This window comes from Streptomyces sp. NPDC059499, assembly GCF_042749285.1.
In the GTDB taxonomy this organism is placed as follows: Bacteria; Actinomycetota; Actinomycetes; order Streptomycetales; family Streptomycetaceae; genus Streptomyces.
Map to the genome: position 1 here is coordinate 20208 of NZ_JBHYTT010000004.1, position 22549 is coordinate 42756.

The following is a 22549-nucleotide window of genomic DNA, read 5'->3' on the forward strand; positions in this document are numbered from 1 at the left end:
CGTCTCCTCGATCGCTGACGGTAAGGAGCGGAAACGGAGGCGCTCCGCGCGGGGGCGCCCCTCTTCATCGGAGCCCTCTCAGCCGAGGAGTCCCTTGAGCGCCGTGAAGCTGCGCTCCGCCGCTCCGAGCGAACCCGGCGGATTCGGCGCGGTGTTGGGTGCGGTGTCCTGCTCCCAGATGCCCACGTGCGAGGCGCGCGGCCCGATGTCCCGGACGAACCTCTCGTACGGAAGGTCACCGGCACCGAACTCGACTATGTCGAAGCCGTTGGCGTTCGCCGCGTTGGCGTCGCCGTCCTTCATGTGGAACAGCGGATAGCGGTACGGCTGGTTGCGCACGTACGCGGCGGGGTCGAATCCGGGCCAGCGGTACTGGCCCACGTACGCCCAGTAGATGTCCAGCTCCAGATAGACGTGGCGCGGGTCCGTGTTCTTGAGGAACACGTCGTACAGCCGGACCGACGGCTGGTCGGAGGCGAACGCGAACTCGCCCGCGTGGTTGTGCTGGTAGAGCTTCAGGCCCCGTGCGGTCGCCGCGGCACCCCAGATGTTGAACTCGTCGGCGGCAGCGCGGTAGCCCGCGACGGTGTTGACGTTCGAGGGCGCGTTGGCCGTGCCCACGTGCGGCATCCCGAGGATCTGCGCGGCGTCCAGCTCGGCCTGGAGGTTGTTGCGCAGATTGCCGATGCCGACGTGGCTGCCGACGGCGCGCAGTCCGTTGTCGTCGAGGAGCTTGCGGATCTCGGGGAGAGTGATCTGCCGGCCCAGGACGGAGGTGGACTGGGTGTACCCGGCGAACTCGATCTCCGTGTAGCCGATCCGGGCCAGCTCGGGGAGGACGACGCCGAAGCCGAGCGCACTGACCTTGTCGCGGATGCTGTAGAGCTGGATGCCGATGCGGTCCTTGGGGATGGAGAGACTGCTCGACGCGGCGGTGGCGGAGGTGGCGGCGGCCCCGGTGACGGTGGCGGCGGCTATAGCCACGGTGGTGCCGACGGTGGCGCGCAGGAAGTCCCTGCGGTCGAAGGACTTGCGGATATGACTCACGGTCACTCCTGGGGAATGAGGAGAAGGAGACATGGGCCGGGACGCGCCGACCGGGGGAGCTGCCCGGTGGTGTGCGCCGCGACGGTGGATCCACGGACTCGGCACAACAGCGCTACGAGCGTGGCTTGTCGGCGGTGGGAAGGTGTGTCGCGCCGACCGGGGTACGGCGACGGGGCGGGCCGCGGTCACCTGGCGGGGCGGACGGGCGGCGGGCCGCCGGCTGTCCCGCTCGGCGTCAGAGGCGGGACGTGCCCGCCTCGTGGGCGTCGGCCCGCGCCGCGGCGGCGCGCGCGTCGGCCTTCTCGGCGAGGCCGACGCCACGGTCCAGCGGCGCAGCTCCCCTTGCCGAGCGGGCGGACGACGAGCCGGCGGCGGCGGTCTCTCCGGTGACGCCGCCACGGATACGAGCGAGCTCGCCCACGACCAGAACCGGGTCGTTGCCGGTCGCGGTGAGCCCGCCGCGCACGATCGCGTTGTCGAGCACGGCATTCGCGGTGTTGTCGGTGACCGCCAGGTTGCCGCCGAAGTACGAGGCCCCCGCGCAGGACCCGATCAGGCTCTCGCCGCCGAGCTGGAGGTTGTCGGCGTTGCCCGAGTACTTCGCGGCGCCGTACACCTCGCTGGCGCAGAACACGCCGCCGAGGGTGTTCCCGTTGACGGTGAGCGCGCCCTTGACGGTGGTGTCGTACACATCGCTGTACTGGTTGCCGTCACCCGTCAGCGAGCCGCTGAGGGTGCTGCCGGAGACGTACAGCTCGCCGGCCCCGGTGCTGACATTCCCACCGAGCGTCGAGTCGACCACGTAGACGAACCCCTGGGTGGCGTCGACCTGCTTGAGGTTGCTCTTCTCCAGATGCGCGCCGAATGCGGAGTCGGTGGTCAGAGTGCCCTTGACGGTGGTGTCGGTGAGGTCGAGATAGGCGTTCTCCTCGACGTTGACCGCGCCGTTGAAGGTGGCGCCCGCCGCCACGAGGTCGGCTCCGGCCTCGACCGTCACCGTGCCCTTGACCCTCGTGCCGGTGAGGGTGCAGGACTTTCCGGCGGGTACGACCAGGTCGTTGGTGACGGTCACGGCACCGCCGTCACCGACACAGGTGGTGTAGAGCGCGGCCTGGGCCGAGCCGGAGAAGGCCACCAGGCTCCCGGACGCCACTAGTGAGGCCGTGGCGATGAACGTGCGAATCTTCATGTCGCTTCCCTTCCGCTGCGGTCACGGCGGAGTCGGTGACCCGGCCGGTTTCCCCGCGTTTCGACGGGGTGCTGAAACGGTGCGTGGGCGACGACCGTTGTGACGGCTGTCGCGCGGTGCCTCGTGACGGGTGGCGGCCCGGCCATGGGGGGAGAGACCTGGAAAGACTCGTGAGGTGAAGAGCGTTCGAGGGGGAACGCGATCGGGTGCTGTGTTACAGGGACGAAACACATGTCTCGGTGGGCCGAGAGATTAGGGCGCCGTGTGGGGGACTGTCCAGAGGTTCGGTACGAATCTCTCGAACTTTGTGATGATTCATCAAAAGGTGTGCGGCATAAGGCGAAAGAGAGGGCGGAGCCGTCGGGGCACCGGAGGTGACGGTGCGGCAGAGGCGCGGTATTCGCACTCGGAAAGGGGTGATGCGACGACCTGCGGACGCCCGGTCGGAGGCAGATCCCCCGGCGCCTCCGTCGTGGCCCCACGGCGAAATCGAACTGCGCGCGGTCGTCCACGGGTGACACCAGGGCCGTTTCCTGATGACACGCCAGTCCGGCTCCGTACCGCCGACGCTGGAGGCGCGGCCGGTCGCCGCCGACCTGGCGGCTCAGACCGCCGTCGCACGGGACGGCGACCGAGTCAGTGCAGGTGCGAGATCATGAAGACCGTGTGGGCCGTGTCCCGTTCGACGCGGCGGGCGAGACGGTCGAGGGCGTCCGCCCCGCTCAGCAGGGTGCCGTTCTCGGCCGAGAATCGGGCGCCGGCCTCCACGAGCAGCCACAGGGGCGGATTGGCGAGGAGCACGCGGAGATGGATCTCGGCCCGGCCGCCGTCGGTGTCGCTCATCACGAGGCGCTGCTCGATCCCGTCGGGCCGGCTGACGGTGGCGAGCCGGTCGGTGCGAACAGTCTGCCGGGTCCACAGACCGTGGACGGTCACCCGGCCGGGGGCCGCGACGACCCTGGCGGGCAGCAGGATCACGAAGAGCGCGACGGACAGGGCGATCCACATCGCCGCGCTCCCCAGCGTCAGGCCGGCGTCCACTGCGTCCACGGTCAGCGACAGGGCGAGCAGCAGCCCGGCGCAGCCGACGGCGGCCCGGGCCTCCCCGGCCCACTTGCTGTCGGGGACGATGTGGTCGCCGGACTCCGGCGTGCGGACGAATCGTGACTCCATGGAACGGACGTTAGAGCCGCGGACGGCCGATGCCGGTCCGTCTTGACGCGGCACCTATGCCGCGGCGGCCAACTTTGACGCCTGGCTGACGGGGCCCCGATGGTCGGGGCGGGAAGATTCGGACTGTAACTCCGACGCCGATTACGACGCGGCCGGCGCCTCCGCGCCGCGACACGGGATCGGCCGGCCCCCTCGGCGGACGTGCGGATGGGCGCGGTGTCCGTGACCGATGCTCGCGGCGCGCCGGAGCGCTCGTCCGGTGGGCAGCCCCGATGAAGCATTATGGGTGCATCTTGACGCTTTCCTGACGCGCCCGCCCCGATGGGGCATTTGGGCGTTGCTTACGCTGGCCGGGCCGTCCGTCCGCAGGCCGGAACCCCTCACCGAGCAGCAGCCCAGGAGCCTTTCCATGTCCACGACGAATGTCCCGCGCACCGGTCGACTGCGCACGTGGATGCTCGAGGGGCTGTCCGACATGGGCAAGGGCAAGCCGTCCCGGCCCGTGGAGTCGTCGCCCGGGGCCGGCCACAAGGGGCAGCGGTGGTGGCGGGTGATGTGCCTGACCGGTGTCGACTACTTCTCCACCCTCGGCTACCAGCCCGGCATCGCCGCGCTCGCGGCCGGACTGCTGTCTCCCGTCGCCACCGTCGTGCTGGTGATCGTCACCCTGGCGGGCGCCCTGCCCGTCTACCGGCGTGTGGCGGAGGAGAGCCCGCACGGCGAGGGCTCGATCGCGATGCTGTCGCGCCTGCTGTCCTTCTGGAAGGGCAAGCTGTTCGTCCTCACCCTGCTGGGCTTCGCGGCCACCGACTTCCTGATCACCATCACACTGTCGGCGGCGGACGCCTCCACCCACCTCGTGGAGAACCCGCATCTGGCCGAGGCCCTGCACGACAAGCAGGTGCTCATCACGATGATCCTCATCGCGCTTCTCGGCGCGGTGTTCCTCAAGGGCTTCCTGGAGGCGATCGGCGTGGCCGTCGCCCTGGTCGGCGTCTATCTGGCACTCAACGCGGTGGTCGTGGCCACCGGCCTGTGGCACGTGGCCACCGAGGGCCACGTCGTCACCGACTGGTCCACCGCCCTGACCGCCGAACACGGCAACGTCTTCGCCATGATCGGCGTCGCACTGATCGTCTTCCCCAAACTCGCGCTCGGCCTGTCGGGCTTCGAAACCGGTGTGGCCGTCATGCCGCACGTCGAGGGCGACCCGGGCGACACCGAGGAGAAGCCCACGGGACGGATCCGGGGCACCAAGAGGCTGCTGACGACGGCCGCGCTGATCATGAGTGTCTTTCTGATCTGCACCAGCTTCATCACCACCGTTCTCATCCCCCACGAGAAGTTCGAGTCCGGCGGCGAGGCGAACGGCCGTGCCCTCGCCTACCTCGCTCACGAGTACCTCGGCAACGCCTTCGGCACGATCTACGACGTCTCGACCATCGCCATCCTGTGGTTCGCCGGTGCTTCCGCCATGGCCGGTCTGCTGAACCTGATGCCTCGCTACCTGCCCAAGTACGGCATGGCCCCGCACTGGGCGCGCGCCGTACGCCCGATGGTCATCGTCTTCACCCTGGTCGCCTTCCTGGTAACCTGGATCTTCGACGCGGACGTCGACGCGCAGGGTGGCGCGTACGCGACCGGTGTCCTCGTTCTGATCTGCTCCGCGGCCATCGCCGTGACCATCGCCGCCCGCAAGGCGGGCCAGCGCGCCTGGACGATCGCCTTCGGTGTCATCTCCGTCGTGTTCCTCTACACCACGGTCGTCAACGTCATCGAGCGCCCGGACGGGGTGAAGATCGGTGCCTGCTTCATCGTCGGCATCATCCTCGTCTCCCTCCTCTCCCGCCTCGGCCGCGCTTTCGAGCTGCGCGTCACGCATGTCGAACTGGACGAGACGGCCGAACGATTCGTCCAGGACATCTCCCGCCGAACAGCCCGGTTCATCGCCAACGAACCCGACAACCGTGACGCCGCCGAGTACCGCGACAAGATTGAACAGATTCGCGCCGACAACGACCTCCCCACCAGCGAGGACTTCGTCTTCGTCGAAGTCACCGTCACCGACCCCTCCGAGTTCGAAGCCGGGTTGACCGCCCGCGGCGAAGTCCTCCACGGCCGCTACCGCGTGCTCACGATCGAGTCGTCCTCGGTCCCCAACGGCCTCGCGGCCCTCCTCCTCCACGCACGCGACATCACCGGCACCCGCCCCCACATCTACTTCGAGTGGACCGAGGGCAACCCCTTCGCCAACTTCCTCCGCTTCTTCCTCCTGGGCCAGGGCGAAGTCGCCCCGGTCACGCGCGAGGTGCTGCGCGAGGCGGAGGCGGACCGGAACCGCCGCCCCCGCGTCCACGTCGGCTGAGAGGTTCCGTGACGAAGTGATCCGCCTGTGCGGTCGCCTCCGAAGGCAGGTGGGGCGAGGCCGGCGAGTCGGGGGAGGCGTTGGGCAGTGAGAGGACCATCGTGAGCCCGCCTCCGGGAGTGTCCTCGGCGCCGAGCGTGGCGTGGATCGCTTCTGTGAAGCCACGCGCGACCGCGAGGCCGAGTCCGACTCCGGCGCCTCGCGGGGCATCACCGAGACGCTGGAAGGGTTCGAACATCTGCCCCTTCGCCGTATCGGGGACGCCCGGACCACGGTCGACGACACGTAGTTCCACCCGGTCGCGCAGACTGCTGGCCGAGACGAGGACGGGCATGCCCTCCGGGCTGTACTTGACGGCGTTCTCGACGATGTTGGCCACAACACGTTCCAGCAGGCCGCGATCCACGGCGACCATCGGCAAGGTCTCCGGAATGTCCAGTTCGACGCTGCCCTCGGGAACCCCGCCCAGTGCCATCGGGACGACCTCGTCCAGATCCGTCTCCCGGATCAGCGGTACGACGGTGCCTGTGTTGAGGCGGGACATGTCCAGCAGGTTGCCTATCAGCGCGGCCAGCCGGTCGGCGCCCTCCTCGATTCCTTCGTGCAGGGCCTCGCGGTCGGTATCGGACCAGTCGACGTCGTCGGCACGCAGGGAGGTGACGGACGCCTTGATGCCGGCCAGCGGGGTGCGGAGGTCGTGGCTGACGGCGGCGAGCAGCGCGGTGCGGAAGCGGTCGCTCTCGGCGAGCTTGCGCGCCTCCTCGGCCTGGCCGACCAGACGTTGCCGGTCCAGTGCAACGACGGCCTGGGCGGCGAAGGCGCCCAGGACCCTGCGGTCCTCGGCCGGCAGCGGCCGACCTGAAAGGACCAGGGCCAGGTTCTCTCCGACAGGTATGTCGACGTCGGCGTCCTCGGGGCGGCCGACCGGGCGGACGCCGACAGCCGCCGCACAGGACCAGGGATCGACGTCGCTCGCCCGCTCCAGGAGCGCGACGGACTCCATGGCGAAGGTCTCACGGAGCCGTTCCATCAGTGCGTCGAGGGAATTCTCGCCCCGCAGGATGCTCCCGGCCAGGAAGGAGAGGATCTCCGACTCCGCGCGCAGGCGCGCCGCCTGGTGGGTGCGGCGAGCCGCCAGATCGACGACCGAGGCGACGGACACAGCCACACCGATGAAGATCACGATGGCGACGATGTTCTTGGGGTCGGAGATGGTCAGCCGGTGCAACGGCGGTGTGAAGAAGTAGTTCAGCAGCAGAGAGCCGAACGCGGCCGACGCGAGGGCCGGCAGCATGCCGCCCAGCAGGGCAGCGGCGACGGTGGCGGTGAGGAACAGCAGCATGTCGTTGGCGAGCCCGAGCTCGGGAACGACGCTGCTGAGCAGCAGGGTGAGGAGAGCGGGCCCGACGACGCCGGTCAGCCATCCCCAGATGATCCGGGCTCGGCCGAGCCGCGCGCTGCGGGCGATCGGCAGGCCACGCCCCTTGGCTGCCGCGTCGTGGGTGACGATGTGGACGTCCAGGTCCGGACCGGACTCCCGGGCGACGGTGCCGCTGACGCCGGGCCCGAGTACGTACTGCCAGGTCTTGCGGCGGCTGACGCCGAGGACGATCTGGGTGGCGTTGATGCCTCGGGCGAATTCGAGGAGGGCCGAGGGCACGTCGTCGCCGATGACATGGTGGAAGGTGCCGCCGAGATCCTCGACCAGGGTGCGCTGGACGGCCAGTTCCTTGGGCGACACCGCCTTGAGCCCGTCGCTCGCGGAGATGTAGACGGCCAGGACCTCACCGCCGGCGCCCTTCTCCGCGAGACGGGCGGCGCGGCGGATGAGAGTGCGTCCTTCGGGCCCACCGGTCAGCCCGACGACGATGCGTTCGCGGGCCTGCCAGGTGGTGCGTATGTCGTGCTCGCCCCGGTACTGCTGCAGGTACTCGTCCACTCGGTCGGCGACCCAGAGAAGGGCCAGTTCGCGCAGGGCGGTGAGGTTGCCGGGGCGGAAGTAGTTGGACAGGGCGGCATCCATCTTGTCCGGCTTGTAGATGTTGCCGTGCGCCATCCGTCGGCGCAGCGCCTGGGGCGACATGTCGACCAGCTCGATCTGGTCGGCCCGGCGCACCACCTCGTCCGGGACGGTCTCGCGCTGCCGTACGCCGGTGATGGACTCCACGACGTCACCCAGCGACTCCAGGTGCTGGATGTTCACCGTCGAAACGACGTCGATCCCTGCCTTGAGGAGCTCCTCGACGTCCTGCCAGCGCTTCGCGTTGCGGGAACCGGGCACATTGGTGTGGGCAAGCTCGTCCACCAGGGCGACCGCCGGGGCGCGATCCAGCACGGCGTCGACGTCCATCTCCGTGAACACCGCGCCCCGGTAGTCCACTTGCCTGCGCGGCACGAGCTCCAACCCGTGCAGCATCACCTCGGTGCGGGACCGGCTGTGGTGCTCCACGAACCCGATGACGACATCAGTACCCCGCTCCACCCTTCGGTGCGCCTCGGAGAGCATCGCGTACGTCTTGCCGACGCCCGGCGCCGCGCCGAGGTAGATCCGGAGTTTTCCGCGTCCCATAGTGTGACTTCTCGTTCTTCCGTGGTGGAGGCGGTATCAGGGTTCGAAGCGTGAACGCGTTCATGCTGAACGGCTTGGTCACGTAGGCGGCGGAACGGCGTCCGGCCGGTGGGGTGCGGAGTCGTCGCACCCCACCGGCCTCCGTTCCCTCGCCCGAGGCCCGTCAGCCCTGGACCAGGTCCCGCAGCGCGGTGTTCAGCTCGAGGACGTTCACCCGGGGCTCGCCCATGAAGCCCAGGAGCCTGCCCGTCGTGTGATCGGCGACGAGGCCCTCGACCTCCTTGACCGGAAGGCCGTTCTTCTCCGCGACCCGGTGGACCTGGAGCTTCGCGTACGCGGGAGAGATGCCCGGGTCCAGACCGGATCCGGAGGAGGTGACCGCGTCTGCCGGTACGTCAGCGGGCTTCACCTCGTACGAGGCCGTGGAGTTGTCCTCGACCACGGCCGCCTTGGCGTCCGTCACCCACTTCACCAGGTCCTCGTTGTCGCCGGAGCGGTTGGTGGCGCCGGAGAGGATCAGGGAGTACTGCGTGTTGACGCTGTTGCTGCCCAGACCGTTGGAGGGGCGCGGCTGGAACCACTTCAGATCCGGTCGTACGGCCTCCTCGGCGTCGTCGGGGTTCTGCTTCGGCAGGTTGTACGTCTGGCCGATGAGGGAGGAGCCGACCACGCTGCCGCTCCTGTCCTTGATCTCGGAGCCGTTCGCCCGGTCGTGGAACAGGGCCTGGGCGACACCGGTGACGGCGAGCGGGTAGATCACCCCGCACACCAGGGTGAGGACGAGCAGGGCCCTCAGCCCGGCCCCGAACAGGCGCACGGTGTTGCTGACGGAGGTGTTGGTCATGGCGGATCAGCCGATTCCGGGGATGAGGGAGATGAGCAGGTCGATGATCTTGATGCCGATGAACGGGGCGACCAGTCCGCCGAGGCCGTAGATGCCGAGGTTGCGGCGCAGCATCCGGTCAGCGCCCGCGGGCCGGTAGCGCACTCCCTTGAGGGCCAGCGGTACCAAGGCGACGATGATCAGAGCGTTGAAGACGACCGCGGACAGGATCGCCGACTCCGGCGAGGTCAGGCCCATGATGTTCAGCTTGTCCAGCGACGGGTACGCCACGGCGAACATGGCGGGGATGATCGCGAAGTACTTCGCGACGTCGTTGGCGATGGAGAACGTGGTGAGGGCGCCGCGCGTGATGAGGAGCTGCTTGCCGATCGCGACGATCTCGATGAGCTTGGTGGGGTTCGAGTCCAGGTCCACCATGTTCCCGGCCTCCTTGGCGGCCGAGGTACCGGTGTTCATCGCGACACCGACGTCCGCCTGGGCGAGGGCCGGGGCGTCGTTGGTGCCGTCACCCGTCATGGCGACGAGCTTGCCGCCGGCTTGCTCCCGCTTGATGAGGGCCATCTTGTCCTCGGGCGTCGCCTCGGCCAGGAAGTCGTCGACCCCCGCCTCCTCGGCGATCGCCTTCGCGGTGAGCGGGTTGTCGCCGGTGATCATGACCGTACGGATGCCCATGCGGCGCAGCTCGTCGAACCGCTCGCGCATGCCCTCCTTCACCACGTCCTTGAGATGGATGACCCCGAGGATCCGCGGACCGCGAGCGTCTTCCACAGCCACCAGCAGCGGCGTGCCACCGGCCTGGGAAATCCCGTCCGTGAGTGCTTGCGCGTCCTCGGCGACCACCCCGCCCCGCTCCTTCACCCAGGCGACGACGGAGCCGGTCGCCCCCTTGCGGACCTTGCGCCCGTCCAGGTCGACGCCCGACATGCGGGTCTGCGCGGTGAACGCGACCCATTCGGCATCGGTCAGCTCGCCCCGGTCCCGTTCCCGCAGCCCGTACTTCTCCTTGGCCAGGACGACAATCGACCGGCCTTCGGGGGTTTCGTCGGCGAGCGAGGACAGCTGCGCGGCATCCGCGAGTTCGTCCTCGGTCACACCTTCGGCCGCGAGGAATTCGGCCGCCTGCCGGTTGCCCAGGGTGATGGTCCCCGTCTTGTCGAGGAGCAGGGTCGACACGTCGCCCGCCGCTTCCACCGCGCGCCCCGACATGGCCAGGACGTTGCGCTGGACGAGGCGGTCCATACCGGCGATGCCGATCGCGGAGAGCAGCGCACCGATGGTGGTCGGGATCAGGCAGACGAGGAGCGCGGCGAGCACGATCATCGAGGTCTGGTCGTCGGCGCCCGCGTAGACGGCGAACGGCTTCAAGGTGACCACGGCCAGCAGGAAGACGATGGTGAGGGACGCCAGAAGGATGTTCAGGGCGATCTCGTTGGGGGTCTTCTGCCGGGCCGCGCCCTCCACCAGGCTGATCATCCGGTCGATGAACGTCTCGCCCGGTTTCGTCGTGATCCTGATGACAACGCGGTCGGACAGCACCTTCGTACCGCCGGTCACCGCACTGCGGTCACCGCCGGATTCGCGGATGACCGGGGCCGATTCTCCGGTGATGGCGGATTCGTCGACGGAGGCGACGCCTTCCACGACATCGCCGTCGCCGGGAACGGTGTCCCCGGCCTCGCAGACCACCAGGTCCCCGATGCGCAGCTCCGTTCCGGCGACCCGCTCCTCGTCGGAACCGATCAACCGGCGGGCGACGGTTCCGGTCTTCGCCTTGCGCAAGGTGTCGGCCTGGGCCTTGCCCCGGCCCTCGGCCACCGCTTCCGCGAGGTTCGCGAACACGGTGGTCAGCCAGAGCCAGCCGGCGATGGCCCAGCCGAACCAGTCGGTCGGGTCCTGCACCGCGAGCACGGTGGTGACCGCCGAGCCGACCAGGACGACGAACATGACGGGCGACTTGATCATCACGCGCGGGTCGAGCTTGCGAACCGCGTCCGGGAAGGACTTCAGCAGCTGCTTCGGGTCGAAGAGGCCGCTGCCGACGCGTTCGCCGGCCGTGTGGTTGCCGGACGGCGACAGGTCTCCGTGCGGAGCGTGAGTGGGGGTGACGGTGCTCATGAGGCGAGCCCTTCAGCGAGCGGACCCAGCGCAAGGGCGGGGAAGTAGGTCAGACCGGTGATGATCAGGATGGTGCCGACGAGAAGACCCGTGTAGAGGGGTTTGTCGGTGCGCAGTGTGCCCGCGGTCTCGGGTACCGGCTTCTGCTCGGCCAGCGACCCGGCGAGGGCCAGGACGAAGACGATCGGGAGGAAACGGCCGAGGAGCATCGCGATGCCGATGGTGCTGTTGAACCACTGGGTGTCCGCGTTCAGTCCCGCGAAGGCGGAGCCGTTGTTGTTCGCCCCGGAGGTGTAGGCGTACAGGATCTCGGAGAAGCCGTGCGCCCCGGAGTTCGTCATCGAGTTGCCCGGCGTGGGCAGAGCCATCGCCACCGCGGTGAAACCGAGCACGAGTGCCGGGGTGATGAGGATGTAGCAGGCCGCGAGCTTGATCTGACGCGTGCCGATCTTCTTGCCCAGGTACTCCGGGGTCCGCCCGACCATGAGCCCCGCGATGAACACCGCGATGATCGCCATGATCAGCATGCCGTAGAGGCCGGATCCGACGCCACCGGGTGCGATCTCGCCCAACTGCATGCCCAGCATCGTGATGCCACCGCCGAAGCCGGTGAAGGAGGAGTGGAAGGAGTTCACCGCACCGGTCGAGGTCAGCGTGGTGGCCACCGCGAAGATCGAGGAGCCGGCGATCCCGAAGCGGGTCTCCTTGCCCTCCATGGCCCCGCCCGCGATATCGAACGCGGGTCCGTGGTGGGCGAACTCGGTCCACATCATCAGCGCCGTGAAGCCGAGCCAGATGGTGGCCATCGTGCCGAGGATCGCGTACCCCTGCCTGATCGAGCCGACCATCCGGCCGAAGGTGCGGGTCAGTGCGAACGGGATCAGCAGGATGAGGAAGATCTCGAACAGGTTGGAGAGCGGGTTGGGGTTCTCGAAGGGGTGGGCGGAGTTGGCGTTGAAGTAGCCGCCGCCGTTGGTGCCCAGCTCCTTGATGGCCTCCTGGGACGCGACCGCGCCACCGTTCCACTCCTGCGTGCCGCCCATGAACTGGCCGACCTCGTGGATGCCGGAGAAGTTCTGGATGGCACCGCAGGCGACCAGGACGAGCGCACCGATCACAGAGATCGGCACCAGGATGCGGACCGTGCCGCGCACCAGATCGGCCCAGAAGTTGCCGAGTTCACCGGTACGTGCCCGTGCGAAGCCCCGGACGAGCGCCACCGCGACGGCCATGCCGACGGCGGCGGAGAGGAAGTTCTGCACCGCGAGGCCGCCGGTCTGAACGACGTGGCCCATGGCCTGCTCGCCGTAGTACGACTGCCAGTTGGTGTTGGCCACGAACGACGCGGCCGTGTTGAACGCCTGGTCCGGGTCGATGGAGGAGAAGCCGAGCGAGCCGGGCAGCGAGCCCTGTACCCGTTGCAGGAGGTACAGGAAGAGAACACTCACCGCCGAGAAGGCGAGCACGCCCCGCAGGTAGGCGGGCCACCTCATCTCGGCGGCAGGATTGGCACCGATGGCCTTGTATATCCACTTCTCCGGTCCGTAGTGCTTCTCGGAGGAGTAGACCCTGGCCATGTAGTCGCCCAGCGGACGGTACGCGAGCGCGAGGGCGGCGATCAGGGCGAGGAGCTGGAGCACACCAGCGGTCTGGGGACTCATAGCGGCGCTCAGAACCTCTCCGGGTGAAGAAGGGCGAGCACGAGGTAGCCCAGCAGGGAGACGGCCACGACGAGGCCGACGATGTTCTCGGCGGTCACAGCTTGGTCACCCCCCGGGCGATGAGAGCCACCAGCGCGAATACCGCGACTGTGGTGACGACGAAGGCCAGGTCGGCCATCGTGAGCTCCTGATTGACGTGAGGAATGGAATCGGCCGTGCGGCCAAGATGAGGAAACCTCGGCTCCGGACCGGTGATAAGCCGCCTTGACGGGGTCCATACGAGGACGGGCGCTCCCTTGACGCCGACCTGATGCGGTCGACCTTCACCGCTACGGAGCGTTGTCCTCCGTTGCACGGCGCGAGACCGGCCTGCTCCGGGCCGTACCGGAACCCGAGCCGTGGCCAGCAGCCACGTCAGGCGGCCGGTCGCGCTCTCCGGAAGACCGGTGGCCCGGCCACCAGAACCGGTGGCCGGGCCATACGTACAGCGGGAGCCTCGACCCCGGCCACGGAACGACCGGCACCGGCAGCTCGGAGGGCTGGGCGGATCCTCGCGATCAGGCGCCCACATCGCGCCGTCGGAAGTCTTCCTGGGTCTCGCGTCGTACCAGCAGGCGCGCCGAGCCGTCGTGCACCGCGACGACCGGAGGCCGGCCGACCAAGTTGTACGCGGAAGCCATGGACAGCTGGTACGCGCCGGACACCGGCACGGCGAGCAGATCGCCGGGGCGGACGTCGCCGGGGAGCAGGACATCAGCCGCGAGGACGTCGCCCGCCTCGCAGTGCCGGCCCACGACCGTGGCCGCGACCGGCTCGGCCGTCGCGGGCCGGCCGATCAGGCGTGGCGCGTAGCGTGCCCCGTACAGAGCCGGCCGGGGGTTGTCGCTCATACCGCCGTCGACGGCGACGAACACCGTCGACCCGGTGTGCTTGACGGCGAGTACGCGGTACAGCGCCACTCCGGCCGGGGCCGCGATGGCCCGCCCGGGTTCGATGGCGAGTCTGGGCACGGGCAGTCCCGCTGCCGCGCAGCTCGAGGAGAGCTCCCTGCCCAGGCGGCGTGCGAGCGAGGTCAGGTCCAGCGCGGTTTCCCCCGGCCGATAGGCGACGCCGTGCCCACCACCCATGTCGAGTTCCGGAAACGTGACTCCGTGGCTCTCCTTGATCCGGGCCATCAGCCCGACCATCCGGCGTACGGCCACCAGATAGGGCCTGACGTCGGTGATCTGGGAGCCTATGTGGCAGTGCAGGCCGCTCAGTTCGAGCTGCGGCTGGCCGAGGACCCGGGCGACGGCGTGCTGGGCGGAACCGTCGGTGAGGGAGAGGCCGAACTTCTGCCCGTCCGTACCGGTACGGATCTTCTCGTGCCCGCCGGCGGAGACTCCCGGTACCACCCGCACCATGACCTTCTGCCGACCGTCGGAGCCGACCAGCGCGGCGATTCGGGCGATCTCCGAGGGGCTGTCGACGATGATCCGTCCGACTCCGAGCCGCAGCGCGGTCTCGATGTCGCGCGGGCTCTTCGCGTTTCCGTGCAGTACCGTCCGCGCCGCCGGAAACCCGGCCATGACGGCGAGTTCGAGTTCACCGGCCGAGCAGACGTCGAGCCCCAGCCCCTCCTCGTCGATCCACCGGACCATCGCCCGGGACAGGAACGCCTTGGCTGCGTACAGCACATCGGCGTCGGGGAAGGCGGCCCGGTACGTCCGGCACCGCGCCCGCACCTCGTCCTCGTCCAGGACGTAGACAGGCGTGTCGAACCGGTCGGCCACGTCGGCGAGCGAGACCCCGCCGACACTCACATGCCCCTCCGGGAGGCGTGCGGTGGAGGCCGGCCAGACGGACAGGTCGTCCAGTCCGGCCGGGAGTTCTGTGGGAGCGGGAGCGGACATGGCGGCATCTCCTCGAGAGACGGGTATCGAAGCGTGGGTCACCGTGCGCGGACGGGCTCGTCGGCTGTGCGTACCGGCTCCGCAGTGACGGCAGGAGCTGAAAGGACCGGGTCGAGGACGAGCCGTTCGATGCCGAGAGGAGCAGCGAGGGAGCGAAGCGCGGGCTCGGCGAGCCTGATCGAGGACTGACCGGCACCGAGGGCCGCCGTCAGCAGGTCCTGGCAGGTGAAGCCGACAGCGGTCCGCTCCCCGAGGGGAGTACGGAACATCCGCAGCGCGGGCCCCGCTGTTCCAGGCCGGACGGGCACGAACAGGAGCCCGGCCGGGGCCTGTTCTTCGGGGTCGGGGTCGTCGTCGTACTGGAAGAGGCACATGGGTTTCTCCGAAGGATCTGCGCGAGGCTGTTGCCCGGCGCGTGACGTCGAAGCTTTGCCCGCCCCTGTCTGCGGTGCGCCCTCACCTGACGCAACCTTGACGGCTGCCGTCCCGTTCATACGGATCACTGACGCTCGGAGCGCTCCGGCCGCCGTTCAATGGAGGTCCGGGACAGGACTACCAGGAGGGACATGCGGTGCTGCGGAGGATCGTGGTCGGTGTGAGCGGTTCCCTGGGGAGCCTCGCGGCCCTGCACCGGGCCACCGCCGAGGCACAGGAGCGCAACGCGGAGCTGTGCGCGGTGCTGGCCTGGCAGCTGCCCGGCGGAGGGCTGGGCAGCCGTGCCACGTACGGCACCGCTGTGCTGCGGGAGTGCCGGGAAGCGGCCGCGGAAGACCTGCGCACGGTCCTGGACACAGCGTTCCCCGCCGGAAGACCAGGAGTCACTCTGACCGGGCTGACCGTGCGCGGCGAGCCCGGGGCGGTACTCGTCGATGCCGTTCGGTCCGCCGACGACCTCTTGGTCGTCGGCACGGGTCCACGCGGCAGGTGGCTCCCTCGGCTACGGACGCCGGTGGCCCGGCATTGCCTGGCACACGCACCGTGCCCCGTGCTCGCGGTTCCCCCGAACCCGCTCGAAGCCGAACTCGCATCGGTACGTCGCAGGACATGGTCCGTGCCGTACATGACTCGGGAACCAGGGCGATGAGATCCAGCCCCGACCTGACCGGTCCCACCGGCAGGCGCCAGGGGAGTGGGCGGCCCCGTAGGTTCGTGGTGAAGCCCCTGGTCCACCTCTACCGGTGCAGCCCCAGAAGGTCCGTGAACGCTTGTCGGCTGTGCACGAGCAGCTCGCGTACCGAGGGGTTGTGTGCGCTCTTCCAGATCAGGGCGAGCAAGGCTGGTGTGTCGACATCATCGATGGTGCGGGCGGTGAGCCGGTCGCGGTAGCTCGCGGCCATCGAGTTGCTGAGGACGGCGACGCCCAGCCCGCGGGCGGCGAGGTCGGCGATGGCATCCGCGGCGCTGGCTTGCAGCGCGATCGAGGGTCGAATGTCCTGTGCGGCGCAAGCCCGGTCGAGCACCGTGCGTAGGCCGGTACCCGGTGGCATGCACACGAGGGGATAGGCAGTCAGGTCGCGCAGGGTGACTCGCCGCTGTTTCGCCAAGGGGTGCCCGGCCGGGACTGCCGCGATGAGCCGTTCGCTGATGATGGTCAGCGCCTCCAGCCCGTCGGGGGTGGTTGCTGCTGCCCCGATGAGCGCCAAGTCGACGGCGCCGGTGCGCACCCCATCGACGAGCCGGTCGGAGCTGTCCTCCAGCAGCGAGATCTCCACACCGGGATGCGCCGTGTGGAATGAGGCGAGAGCGTCGAACAGCGGGGTGACGGTGCAGCCGATGACCATGCCGACGGTGAGGCGACCCCGGATCAGCTCGGTCACCTCGTCCACTGCCCGGCCGACTGCCCCCGCTGCGGCGAGTGCGGCACGGGCGTGTTCGAGCGCGGCCTTCCCCGCGACGGTGGGAGTGACGGTTCGGGCCGAACGGTCGAACAGCTCGGCACCGAGCTCCCGTTCGAGCTGGCGGATCTGGGCGCTGATGCCCGACTGGCTGATGTGCACCCGCTCGGCCGCACGCGTGAAGTTCTGCTCCTCGGCGACTGCGACGAGGTATTCCAGCTGTCTCAGCTCCATGACTACAGATTCTAGTTTGCAGAAGATCCATCTGTTGGACTTCTGGTCGGCAGGCGACCAGGCTGAGGAACACCGGAGCCCTACGCCAGGAGGAACCCATGCAGGAGTACGAGAAGGCCACGCGGCCCGAGGACATCACCCGCTTGTTCGTTGAGCGGTCCAACGCCGGCGACGCGGCCGGGGTCGCCGCGCTCTACGAAGAGGATGCCGTGATGGCTTACCCGCCCGGCGAGCTGACGGTGGGGCGGGATGCGATCCGCGGGCTTTGGGAGAAGGTGCTGGCCAACGGTCCCCGCTTCGAGCAGGAACAGCCACTGCCGACATTGATCAGCGGCGACATCGCCCTCACCTCGACCCCACCGAAGGACGGTGCCGGCGCGCGGGCGCAGGTCGTCAGGCGCCAGTCCGACGGGAGTTGGCTCCGCCTGCTCGACCAGCCCGAGTTCGTCCCACCCACCCGCTGACCCCGTCGCGACCAGCTACTTCGGGTCGCGGTTGAACTGCGTCGTCGACCAGCGGAATCCGAGGGCGATCAGGGCGACGCACCAGGCGATCGCGATCCAGGCGTTGTTGCCGATCTCCGTGCCGAGGAGGAGCCCGCGGAGGGTTTCGATGGCGGGGGTGAAGGGCTGGTACTCGGCGATGGGCCGGAACCACCCGGGCATGGTGTCGGCGGGGATGAAGGCGCTGGAGACGAGGGGAAGAAGGATCAGCGGCATGGCCATGTTGCCGGCCGCCTCGGGGTTGGGGGAGGCCAGGCCCATGCCGACCGCGATCCAGGTCAGTGCAAGGGCGAAGAGCACGACGATTCCGAATGCTGCCAGCCACTCCAGGGCGGTCGCGTCCGCGGAGCGGAAGCCGATGGCCACGCCGACGGCGCCGACGAGAACGACACTCATGACGGATTGCAGCACGCTGCCGACGACGTGCCCGATGAGTACCGAAGGACGGTAGACGGCCATCGTGCGGAAGCGGGCGATGAGGCCTTCGGTCATGTCCATGGAGACGTACACCGCGGCCCCGATCACGGTGCTGCCGATGGTCATCAGCAGCAGGCCCGGGACGATGTAGGCGATGTAGTCGGAGCGGTCCGCGCCGCCGCCACCGATGCCCGCGCTCATCACGTCGCCGAAGACGTAGACGAAGAGCAGCAGCATCATGATCGGCGTGAGCAACAGGTTCAGGGTCCCCGACGGATAGCGACGGGCGTGCAGCAGATTGCGGCGCAGCATCGTGTTCGAGTCGCGTACGGCGAGGGACAGGGCGCTCATAGGACGGTCTCCTTGGGCTGGTGAGGCACGTCGGTGCCGCTGGTCAGGGCGAAGAAGACGTCGTCGAGGTCGGGGGTGTGGACGGTGAGTCCGTCCGCCTCGATGCCGGCCGAGTCCAGCCGGTCGAGAACGGAGCGCAGTGCGCGTTGACTGCCGTCGCTGGGGATGGACAGCGACAGTGCCTCGTCGTCCCGGGTGACCTCGCGTAGGGCGTCAGCGGCGGACCGGTACGCGACCGGGTCGGTGAAGCGGAGCCGGACGTGCCCGCCCGGGACGAGCCGTTTGAGTTCGTCGGCGGTGCCCTCGGCGGCGATCCTGCCGTCGTTCAACACGGCGATGCGGTCGGCGAGTTCGTCGGCCTCCTCCAGGTACTGGGTGGTGAGGAGGACCGTGACGCCGTCGGCGACGAGGCCGCGGATGATGCCCCACATGTTGTGACGGGAGCGCGGGTCGAGTCCTGTCGTCGGTTCGTCGAGGAAGATGATCCGCGGGCTGCCGACCAGAGTCATCGCGAGGTCCAGGCGGCGCTTCATCCCGCCGGAGTAGGTGGAGGCGGGCTTCCCGGCGGCTTCCTTCAGGTCGAAGCGCTCCAGGAGTTCGGCGGTGACCCGCCGTCCCTCGCTCTTGGGCAGGTGGTGCAGGTCCGCCATGAGGAGCATGTTTTCCTCGCCGGTGATCAGTCCGTCCACGGCGGAGAACTGTCCGGTGACACCGATCGCGGCACGAACCGCCTGCGGGTCGGCGGCCAGGTCGTGACCGCCGACGTGCAGGTCACCGGCGTCGGCGGTGATGAGCGTGGAGAGGATTTTCACGGCGGTCGTCTTGCCGGCACCGTTCGGGCCGAGCAGCGCGAACACGGACCCGGCCGGGATGCGCAGATCGATGCCGTCGAGGACGAGCTTGTCACCGTACGACTTGCGTAGGCCGACGGCGGAGACGGCGGCAGGCGACGGGTGCCCGCCACCGGGACTAGATGTGGGCATGACAGGTGAAGGCATGTGACTTCCTTCCGGGGCTGAGGGCGCAGGGGGGGTGGACGCTGTGCGGAATGCGGATCACGGACTGCTCGTGACTGCGCGTCAGTCGTGCCGTCCTGGGGAAGGGGGTCGAGCGGTCCGCCGCGGAGACCTGCTCACCCGTGGGCGTCGGCAGGGCTGAGTCAGGTCTCGTCGGCCTGCTCGCCCCCCTCGGCGGACAGGCCTGCGGCGGCTTCCGGTGGCCGGTCGGCCCGCGCCTGTTCGCGCTGCGCGGAGGCCGAGGGGCCGCGCCTACGGGCTTCGTCCGCCGGCTCGAGCCGGCAGGGTGCTACTTCTCGGCGGTGCCGGGTTCCCCGCCGAGGGACTCCTGGTAGACCTCCGCGTACGTGCGTGAGTCCTTGACCAGGTCGTCGCAGAACGCGGCGACGTCGTTGCCGATGAGTTGCAGAACCCCCTTGCCCGTCGCGGCGCCCTCCTCGAAGAAGTCGACGATTCCGGGAAGCAGGGGCCCGTCGAGCAGGTCGATCGGTCCGACCTTGAACAGGTACCTCTGCATCTCCTTGTAGACGATCCGGTAGTCCGGCGGGAGCGCCTTGACCCGAGCCATGTGCGCCCGCCACTGCTTCTTGCCCTGGATGATGTCCTGGATGCTCACGTCAGCCTCCCAGCCGGCTCAGTTTCCTTGCGACGTTCCTGTTCAGCTGCTCGCGCCACCGGTCGCGATGGGTTCGGGCGCCTTCTCCGCCGGCGAGTGCCGTGCAGAAGCCTCGGATGTCGTCGCCGAGTACTTCGTGGACGCTCAGTCCGTCCGCCGCTGTGTCTTCGAGCAGCCCCAGGGCGGCGTCGAGGATCGGCATCAGGTTGCGGCCGGTGAAGTCCCCGTAGGGGAAGAGGTGGGCGATGATCTGTCCCCACGCCGCCCGGTAGTCGTCCGGCAGGGCCGCGGCCCGGGTCTCGAACGCCTTCCATTCCCTGGTGAGATCGTTGCCTGTGATCTTCTCCCAGAAGTTCATCTCCCGCCCTCCTTGAGCGTGTTGATGCGAGCTGAGACGTACTGCCATTTCGCCCAGAACTTCGCGAGTTCTTCGCGTCCCGCGTCGTTGAGCGCGTAGAACTTGCGCGGCGGACCGACCCCGGACGGTCGTTTCGTCACCTGGACGAGTCCGTTCCGCTCCAGCCGCAGCAGGATGGTGTACACGGTCCCCTCGATGACATCGGCGAAGCCGAGCTCGTTCAGCTGACGAGTGATGGCGTACCCGTAGGTTTCCTCGCTGCCGATGATTTCGAGCACGCACCCTTCGAGCGTGCCCTTCAGCATCTCCGTCAGGTCGTCCATCGCGAGACCTCCTCGGTTCTCTCGGTACTGCGTGCTACCGAGTACTGCTATAACGTATCACCGAGTAGTGGGGAGCGGTAGTGACCGGCGGACACGGGCCGGACTCGGACTGGCATTTGGCCTTCCGGTGCGGGTTCTCGGCAGTTTTGCCGTGGGGCGTCGGCGGCCGGCCGGCAACCCATACATTCGGTTCATGTCTGATCACTCGGAGTTCCCCACGCGTCCGGTCGCCTCCTCCCCTCCCTCCGAGCCCTCCGGCCTCTCCCGCCGTGGTGTTCTGCGGGCCGCGGCGGCTGCCGGAGCGTTGGGTATCCCGCTCGGCGCCGCCATGGCCTCCCCGGCCGCGGCGGCGCCGGGCATCGTTCCGACGGCCGCACCTGAACTGCCCGCCGGCCTCGTGCCCTACCTCTCCCCCTACATCAACTGGGCCGGCGAGATCACCCACGGCGGGCTGTGGGCGTGCGCGCCCCGCGCCGGGCAGGACCTCGCCGACCTCGCCAACTGGGCCCGTGCCAACGGCTGGCGGCTGCGTGCCCGCGGCAAGGCGCACACCTGGTCGCCCCTGACCATCACCTCGTCCACCGAGCGCGACGCGAAGGTCCTCCTGCTGGACACCACCGTCCATCTCACGCACATGGAACTCACGACCCCGCCCGCAGGCGCCCCCGGTGCGGTACGTGCGCAGGCCGGGGTGACCCTCGAAACGCTGATGGCCTTCCTCGCCGACCACGGACTGGGCGTCACCAACACTCCCGCACCGGGGGAGTTGACCCTGGGAGGCACGCTGGCTATCGACGCACACGGCACCAGTGTTCCCGCGGACGGCGAGTCCGCCCGCCCCGGTCACACCTACGGCAGCCTCAGCAACCTCGTCCTGTCCCTCACCGCCGTCGTATGGGACCCGGACCAGGGTGCCTACGTCGTGAAGACCTTCCGCCGAGGAGCCGACGAGGAGTGCGAGGCGCTGGCCACCCACCTCGGGCGCGGCCTCATCGTGGAAGCGGAGATCCAGGCGGGCGAGGACATACCGCTGCGCTGCCGGAGCCGTGTCGACCTCACCGCCGACGAACTGTTCGCCGCCCCGGGCAGCGACCTCGCCGCCCGGGGAAACACCTTCGCGGACTTCATGGCCGAGTCGGGGCGGGTGGAGACGATCTGGTTCGCCTTCACCGACCGGCCCTGGCTCAAGGTATGGAGCCTCAGCCCCGAGCGCCCGGTCACTTCCAGGCCGGTGCACAGCCCGTACAACTACCCGTTCAGCGATGTCGTCCCGACCACGGTCGCCCGGCTGGCCGGGCTCGTCGTCGGGGGCTCCTGGCATCTCGCGCCGCTGCTCGGCGCCGCGCAGTACACGGTGGCGGCCACCGGACTGACCGCCACCCTCGCGAAGGACCTGTGGGGCCCGTCGCACACCCTCCAGTTCTACCTGCGCCCCACAACACTGCGGGAGACCGCGAACGGGTACGGGATCCTCACCCGTCGCGCCGACGTCCAGCGCGTCGTCTCCGAGTTCGCCGGCTTCTACAAGCAGAGGCTGGCGGCCTGGGCCGCGGCGGGCAGATTCCCGATCAACGGGCAGGTGGAGATCAGGGTCAGCGGCCTCGACCGGCCCGATGACTCCGCCGCGCCGGGCGCACGCCCTCCGCTGCTCTCCGTCGTCCGCCCGCACCCGGACCACCCGGAGTACGACTGCGTGGTGTGGGTGGACGTGCTGACCCAGCCGACCTCACCCGGAGCCCACGCGTTCTACCGGGAACTGGAACGCTTCCTGATGAGCACCTTCGACGGCGACTACGCGCTCGCGCGCGTCGAGTGGTCCAAGGGCTGGGGCTATACGGATACGGCGGCCTGGGCCGACGAGCAGATCATCGAGTCCGCGGTGCCCGCTTCGTACGGCGCCGGGCAGTGGTCCGAAGCCGTCTCCGTCCTGGACCGGCTCGACCCCCACCGGGTCTTCGGCAATGGCTTCACCGATCGGCTGGTGCGCTAGCCCCGGGCCCGGAGGACAGGACAGGGGCTGTTGCCCTGTCCTCCGGGTTCT

General features: G+C 69.1%; 20 protein-coding genes. 4 read left to right on the forward strand and 16 right to left on the reverse strand.

Features of this window, described 5'->3' with window-relative positions; translation table 11 throughout:
- Positions 1-78: 78 nt before the first annotated feature.
- The 3 genes from ACFW9O_RS11990 to ACFW9O_RS12000 all read right to left on the reverse strand — a co-directional run bounded on the left by ACFW9O_RS11990 (position 79) and on the right by ACFW9O_RS12000 (position 3409).
- A complete protein-coding gene (locus ACFW9O_RS11990) occupies positions 79-1047 on the reverse strand; it encodes a sugar phosphate isomerase/epimerase (RefSeq protein ID WP_351176598.1) in 969 nt (322 codons plus the stop codon).
- 235 nt (positions 1048-1282) lie between these two features.
- Positions 1283-2236, reverse strand: coding sequence for a hypothetical protein (locus ACFW9O_RS11995; protein ID WP_384607909.1), 954 nt, complete (start codon positions 2234-2236; stop codon positions 1283-1285).
- Between the two features lie 636 nt (positions 2237-2872).
- Positions 2873-3409: a hypothetical protein gene (locus tag ACFW9O_RS12000; RefSeq protein WP_384607911.1), complete on the reverse strand. Its 537-nt coding sequence runs from the start codon at positions 3407-3409 to the stop codon at positions 2873-2875.
- Between the two features lie 409 nt (positions 3410-3818).
- Between ACFW9O_RS12000 and ACFW9O_RS12005 the strand changes: the two genes are divergently transcribed.
- A complete protein-coding gene (locus tag ACFW9O_RS12005; protein ID WP_384607914.1) occupies positions 3819-5774 on the forward strand; it encodes an amino acid transporter in 1956 nt (651 codons plus the stop codon).
- On the opposite strand, the gene ACFW9O_RS12010 is transcribed toward ACFW9O_RS12005, so the two are convergent.
- The 7 genes from ACFW9O_RS12010 to ACFW9O_RS12040 form a co-directional block, all read right to left on the reverse strand.
- Positions 5707-8343, reverse strand: coding sequence for a DUF4118 domain-containing protein (locus ACFW9O_RS12010; protein ID WP_384607917.1), 2637 nt, complete (start codon positions 8341-8343; stop codon positions 5707-5709). The two genes, ACFW9O_RS12005 and ACFW9O_RS12010, sit on opposite strands and share 68 nt — an antisense overlap.
- 163 nt (positions 8344-8506) lie before the next feature.
- Positions 8507-9187, reverse strand: a complete 681-nt coding sequence (locus ACFW9O_RS12015) for a potassium-transporting ATPase subunit C (protein WP_384607919.1) — start codon at positions 9185-9187, stop codon at positions 8507-8509.
- Positions 9188-9193: 6 nt separating this feature from the next.
- Positions 9194-11302, reverse strand: coding sequence for a potassium-transporting ATPase subunit KdpB (gene kdpB / locus ACFW9O_RS12020; protein WP_384607921.1), 2109 nt, complete (start codon positions 11300-11302; stop codon positions 9194-9196).
- Positions 11299-12963 carry a potassium-transporting ATPase subunit KdpA gene (gene kdpA / locus ACFW9O_RS12025; protein WP_384607924.1) on the reverse strand — a complete coding sequence of 555 codons (1665 nt, stop codon included), beginning with the start codon at positions 12961-12963 and terminating at the stop codon, positions 11299-11301. The genes kdpB and kdpA overlap by 4 nt, the downstream gene beginning before the upstream one ends.
- Positions 12964-12971: 8 nt before the next feature.
- The gene (gene kdpF / locus ACFW9O_RS12030; RefSeq protein WP_351177662.1) at positions 12972-13061 is read right to left on the reverse strand and encodes a K(+)-transporting ATPase subunit F; all 90 of its coding nucleotides are present in this window, start codon (positions 13059-13061) and stop codon (positions 12972-12974) included.
- 459 nt (positions 13062-13520) lie between these two features.
- Positions 13521-14855, reverse strand: coding sequence for a diaminopimelate decarboxylase (lysA, locus tag ACFW9O_RS12035; protein WP_384607928.1), 1335 nt, complete (start codon positions 14853-14855; stop codon positions 13521-13523).
- Between the two features lie 38 nt (positions 14856-14893).
- Positions 14894-15229, reverse strand: coding sequence for an SAV_915 family protein (locus ACFW9O_RS12040; protein WP_384607930.1), 336 nt, complete (start codon positions 15227-15229; stop codon positions 14894-14896).
- A gap of 197 nt (positions 15230-15426) precedes the next feature.
- Here ACFW9O_RS12040 and ACFW9O_RS12045 point away from each other — a divergent pair, with 197 nt between their 5' ends.
- A complete protein-coding gene (locus ACFW9O_RS12045; protein WP_384607932.1) occupies positions 15427-15939 on the forward strand; it encodes a universal stress protein in 513 nt (170 codons plus the stop codon).
- A gap of 88 nt (positions 15940-16027) precedes the next feature.
- Here the strand turns inward: ACFW9O_RS12045 and ACFW9O_RS12050 are convergent, their stop codons facing one another.
- Entirely contained in the window at positions 16028-16924 is an 897-nt protein-coding gene (locus ACFW9O_RS12050) for a LysR family transcriptional regulator (RefSeq protein WP_384607935.1), read from the reverse strand.
- Between the two features lie 98 nt (positions 16925-17022).
- On the opposite strand from ACFW9O_RS12050, the gene ACFW9O_RS12055 reads away from it, so the two are divergent.
- On the forward strand, positions 17023-17388 hold the full coding sequence (locus ACFW9O_RS12055) for a YybH family protein (RefSeq protein WP_384607937.1): 366 nt from the start codon (positions 17023-17025) through the stop codon (positions 17386-17388).
- 15 nt (positions 17389-17403) lie between these two features.
- On the opposite strand, the gene ACFW9O_RS12060 is transcribed toward ACFW9O_RS12055, so the two are convergent.
- The 5 genes from ACFW9O_RS12060 to ACFW9O_RS12080 form a co-directional block, all read right to left on the reverse strand.
- The gene (locus tag ACFW9O_RS12060; protein ID WP_384607940.1) at positions 17404-18195 is read right to left on the reverse strand and encodes an ABC transporter permease; all 792 of its coding nucleotides are present in this window, start codon (positions 18193-18195) and stop codon (positions 17404-17406) included.
- Entirely contained in the window at positions 18192-19178 is a 987-nt protein-coding gene (locus ACFW9O_RS12065) for an ATP-binding cassette domain-containing protein (RefSeq protein WP_384607943.1), read from the reverse strand. The genes ACFW9O_RS12060 and ACFW9O_RS12065 overlap by 4 nt, the downstream gene beginning before the upstream one ends.
- 322 nt (positions 19179-19500) lie before the next feature.
- Positions 19501-19827, reverse strand: a complete 327-nt coding sequence (locus ACFW9O_RS12070; RefSeq protein ID WP_384607946.1) for a DUF1048 domain-containing protein — start codon at positions 19825-19827, stop codon at positions 19501-19503.
- A gap of 1 nt (position 19828) precedes the next feature.
- On the reverse strand, positions 19829-20185 hold the full coding sequence (locus ACFW9O_RS12075) for a DUF1048 domain-containing protein (RefSeq protein WP_384607949.1): 357 nt from the start codon (positions 20183-20185) through the stop codon (positions 19829-19831).
- Positions 20182-20508, reverse strand: a complete 327-nt coding sequence (locus tag ACFW9O_RS12080) for a PadR family transcriptional regulator (RefSeq protein WP_384607952.1) — start codon at positions 20506-20508, stop codon at positions 20182-20184. Before ACFW9O_RS12080 ends, ACFW9O_RS12075 begins: the two co-directional genes overlap by 4 nt.
- Before the next feature lie 193 nt (positions 20509-20701).
- Between ACFW9O_RS12080 and ACFW9O_RS12085 the strand changes: the two genes are divergently transcribed.
- Positions 20702-22498, forward strand: coding sequence for a cholesterol oxidase substrate-binding domain-containing protein (locus ACFW9O_RS12085; RefSeq protein ID WP_384607955.1), 1797 nt, complete (start codon positions 20702-20704; stop codon positions 22496-22498).
- The last annotated feature ends 51 nt before the right edge of the window (positions 22499-22549 follow it).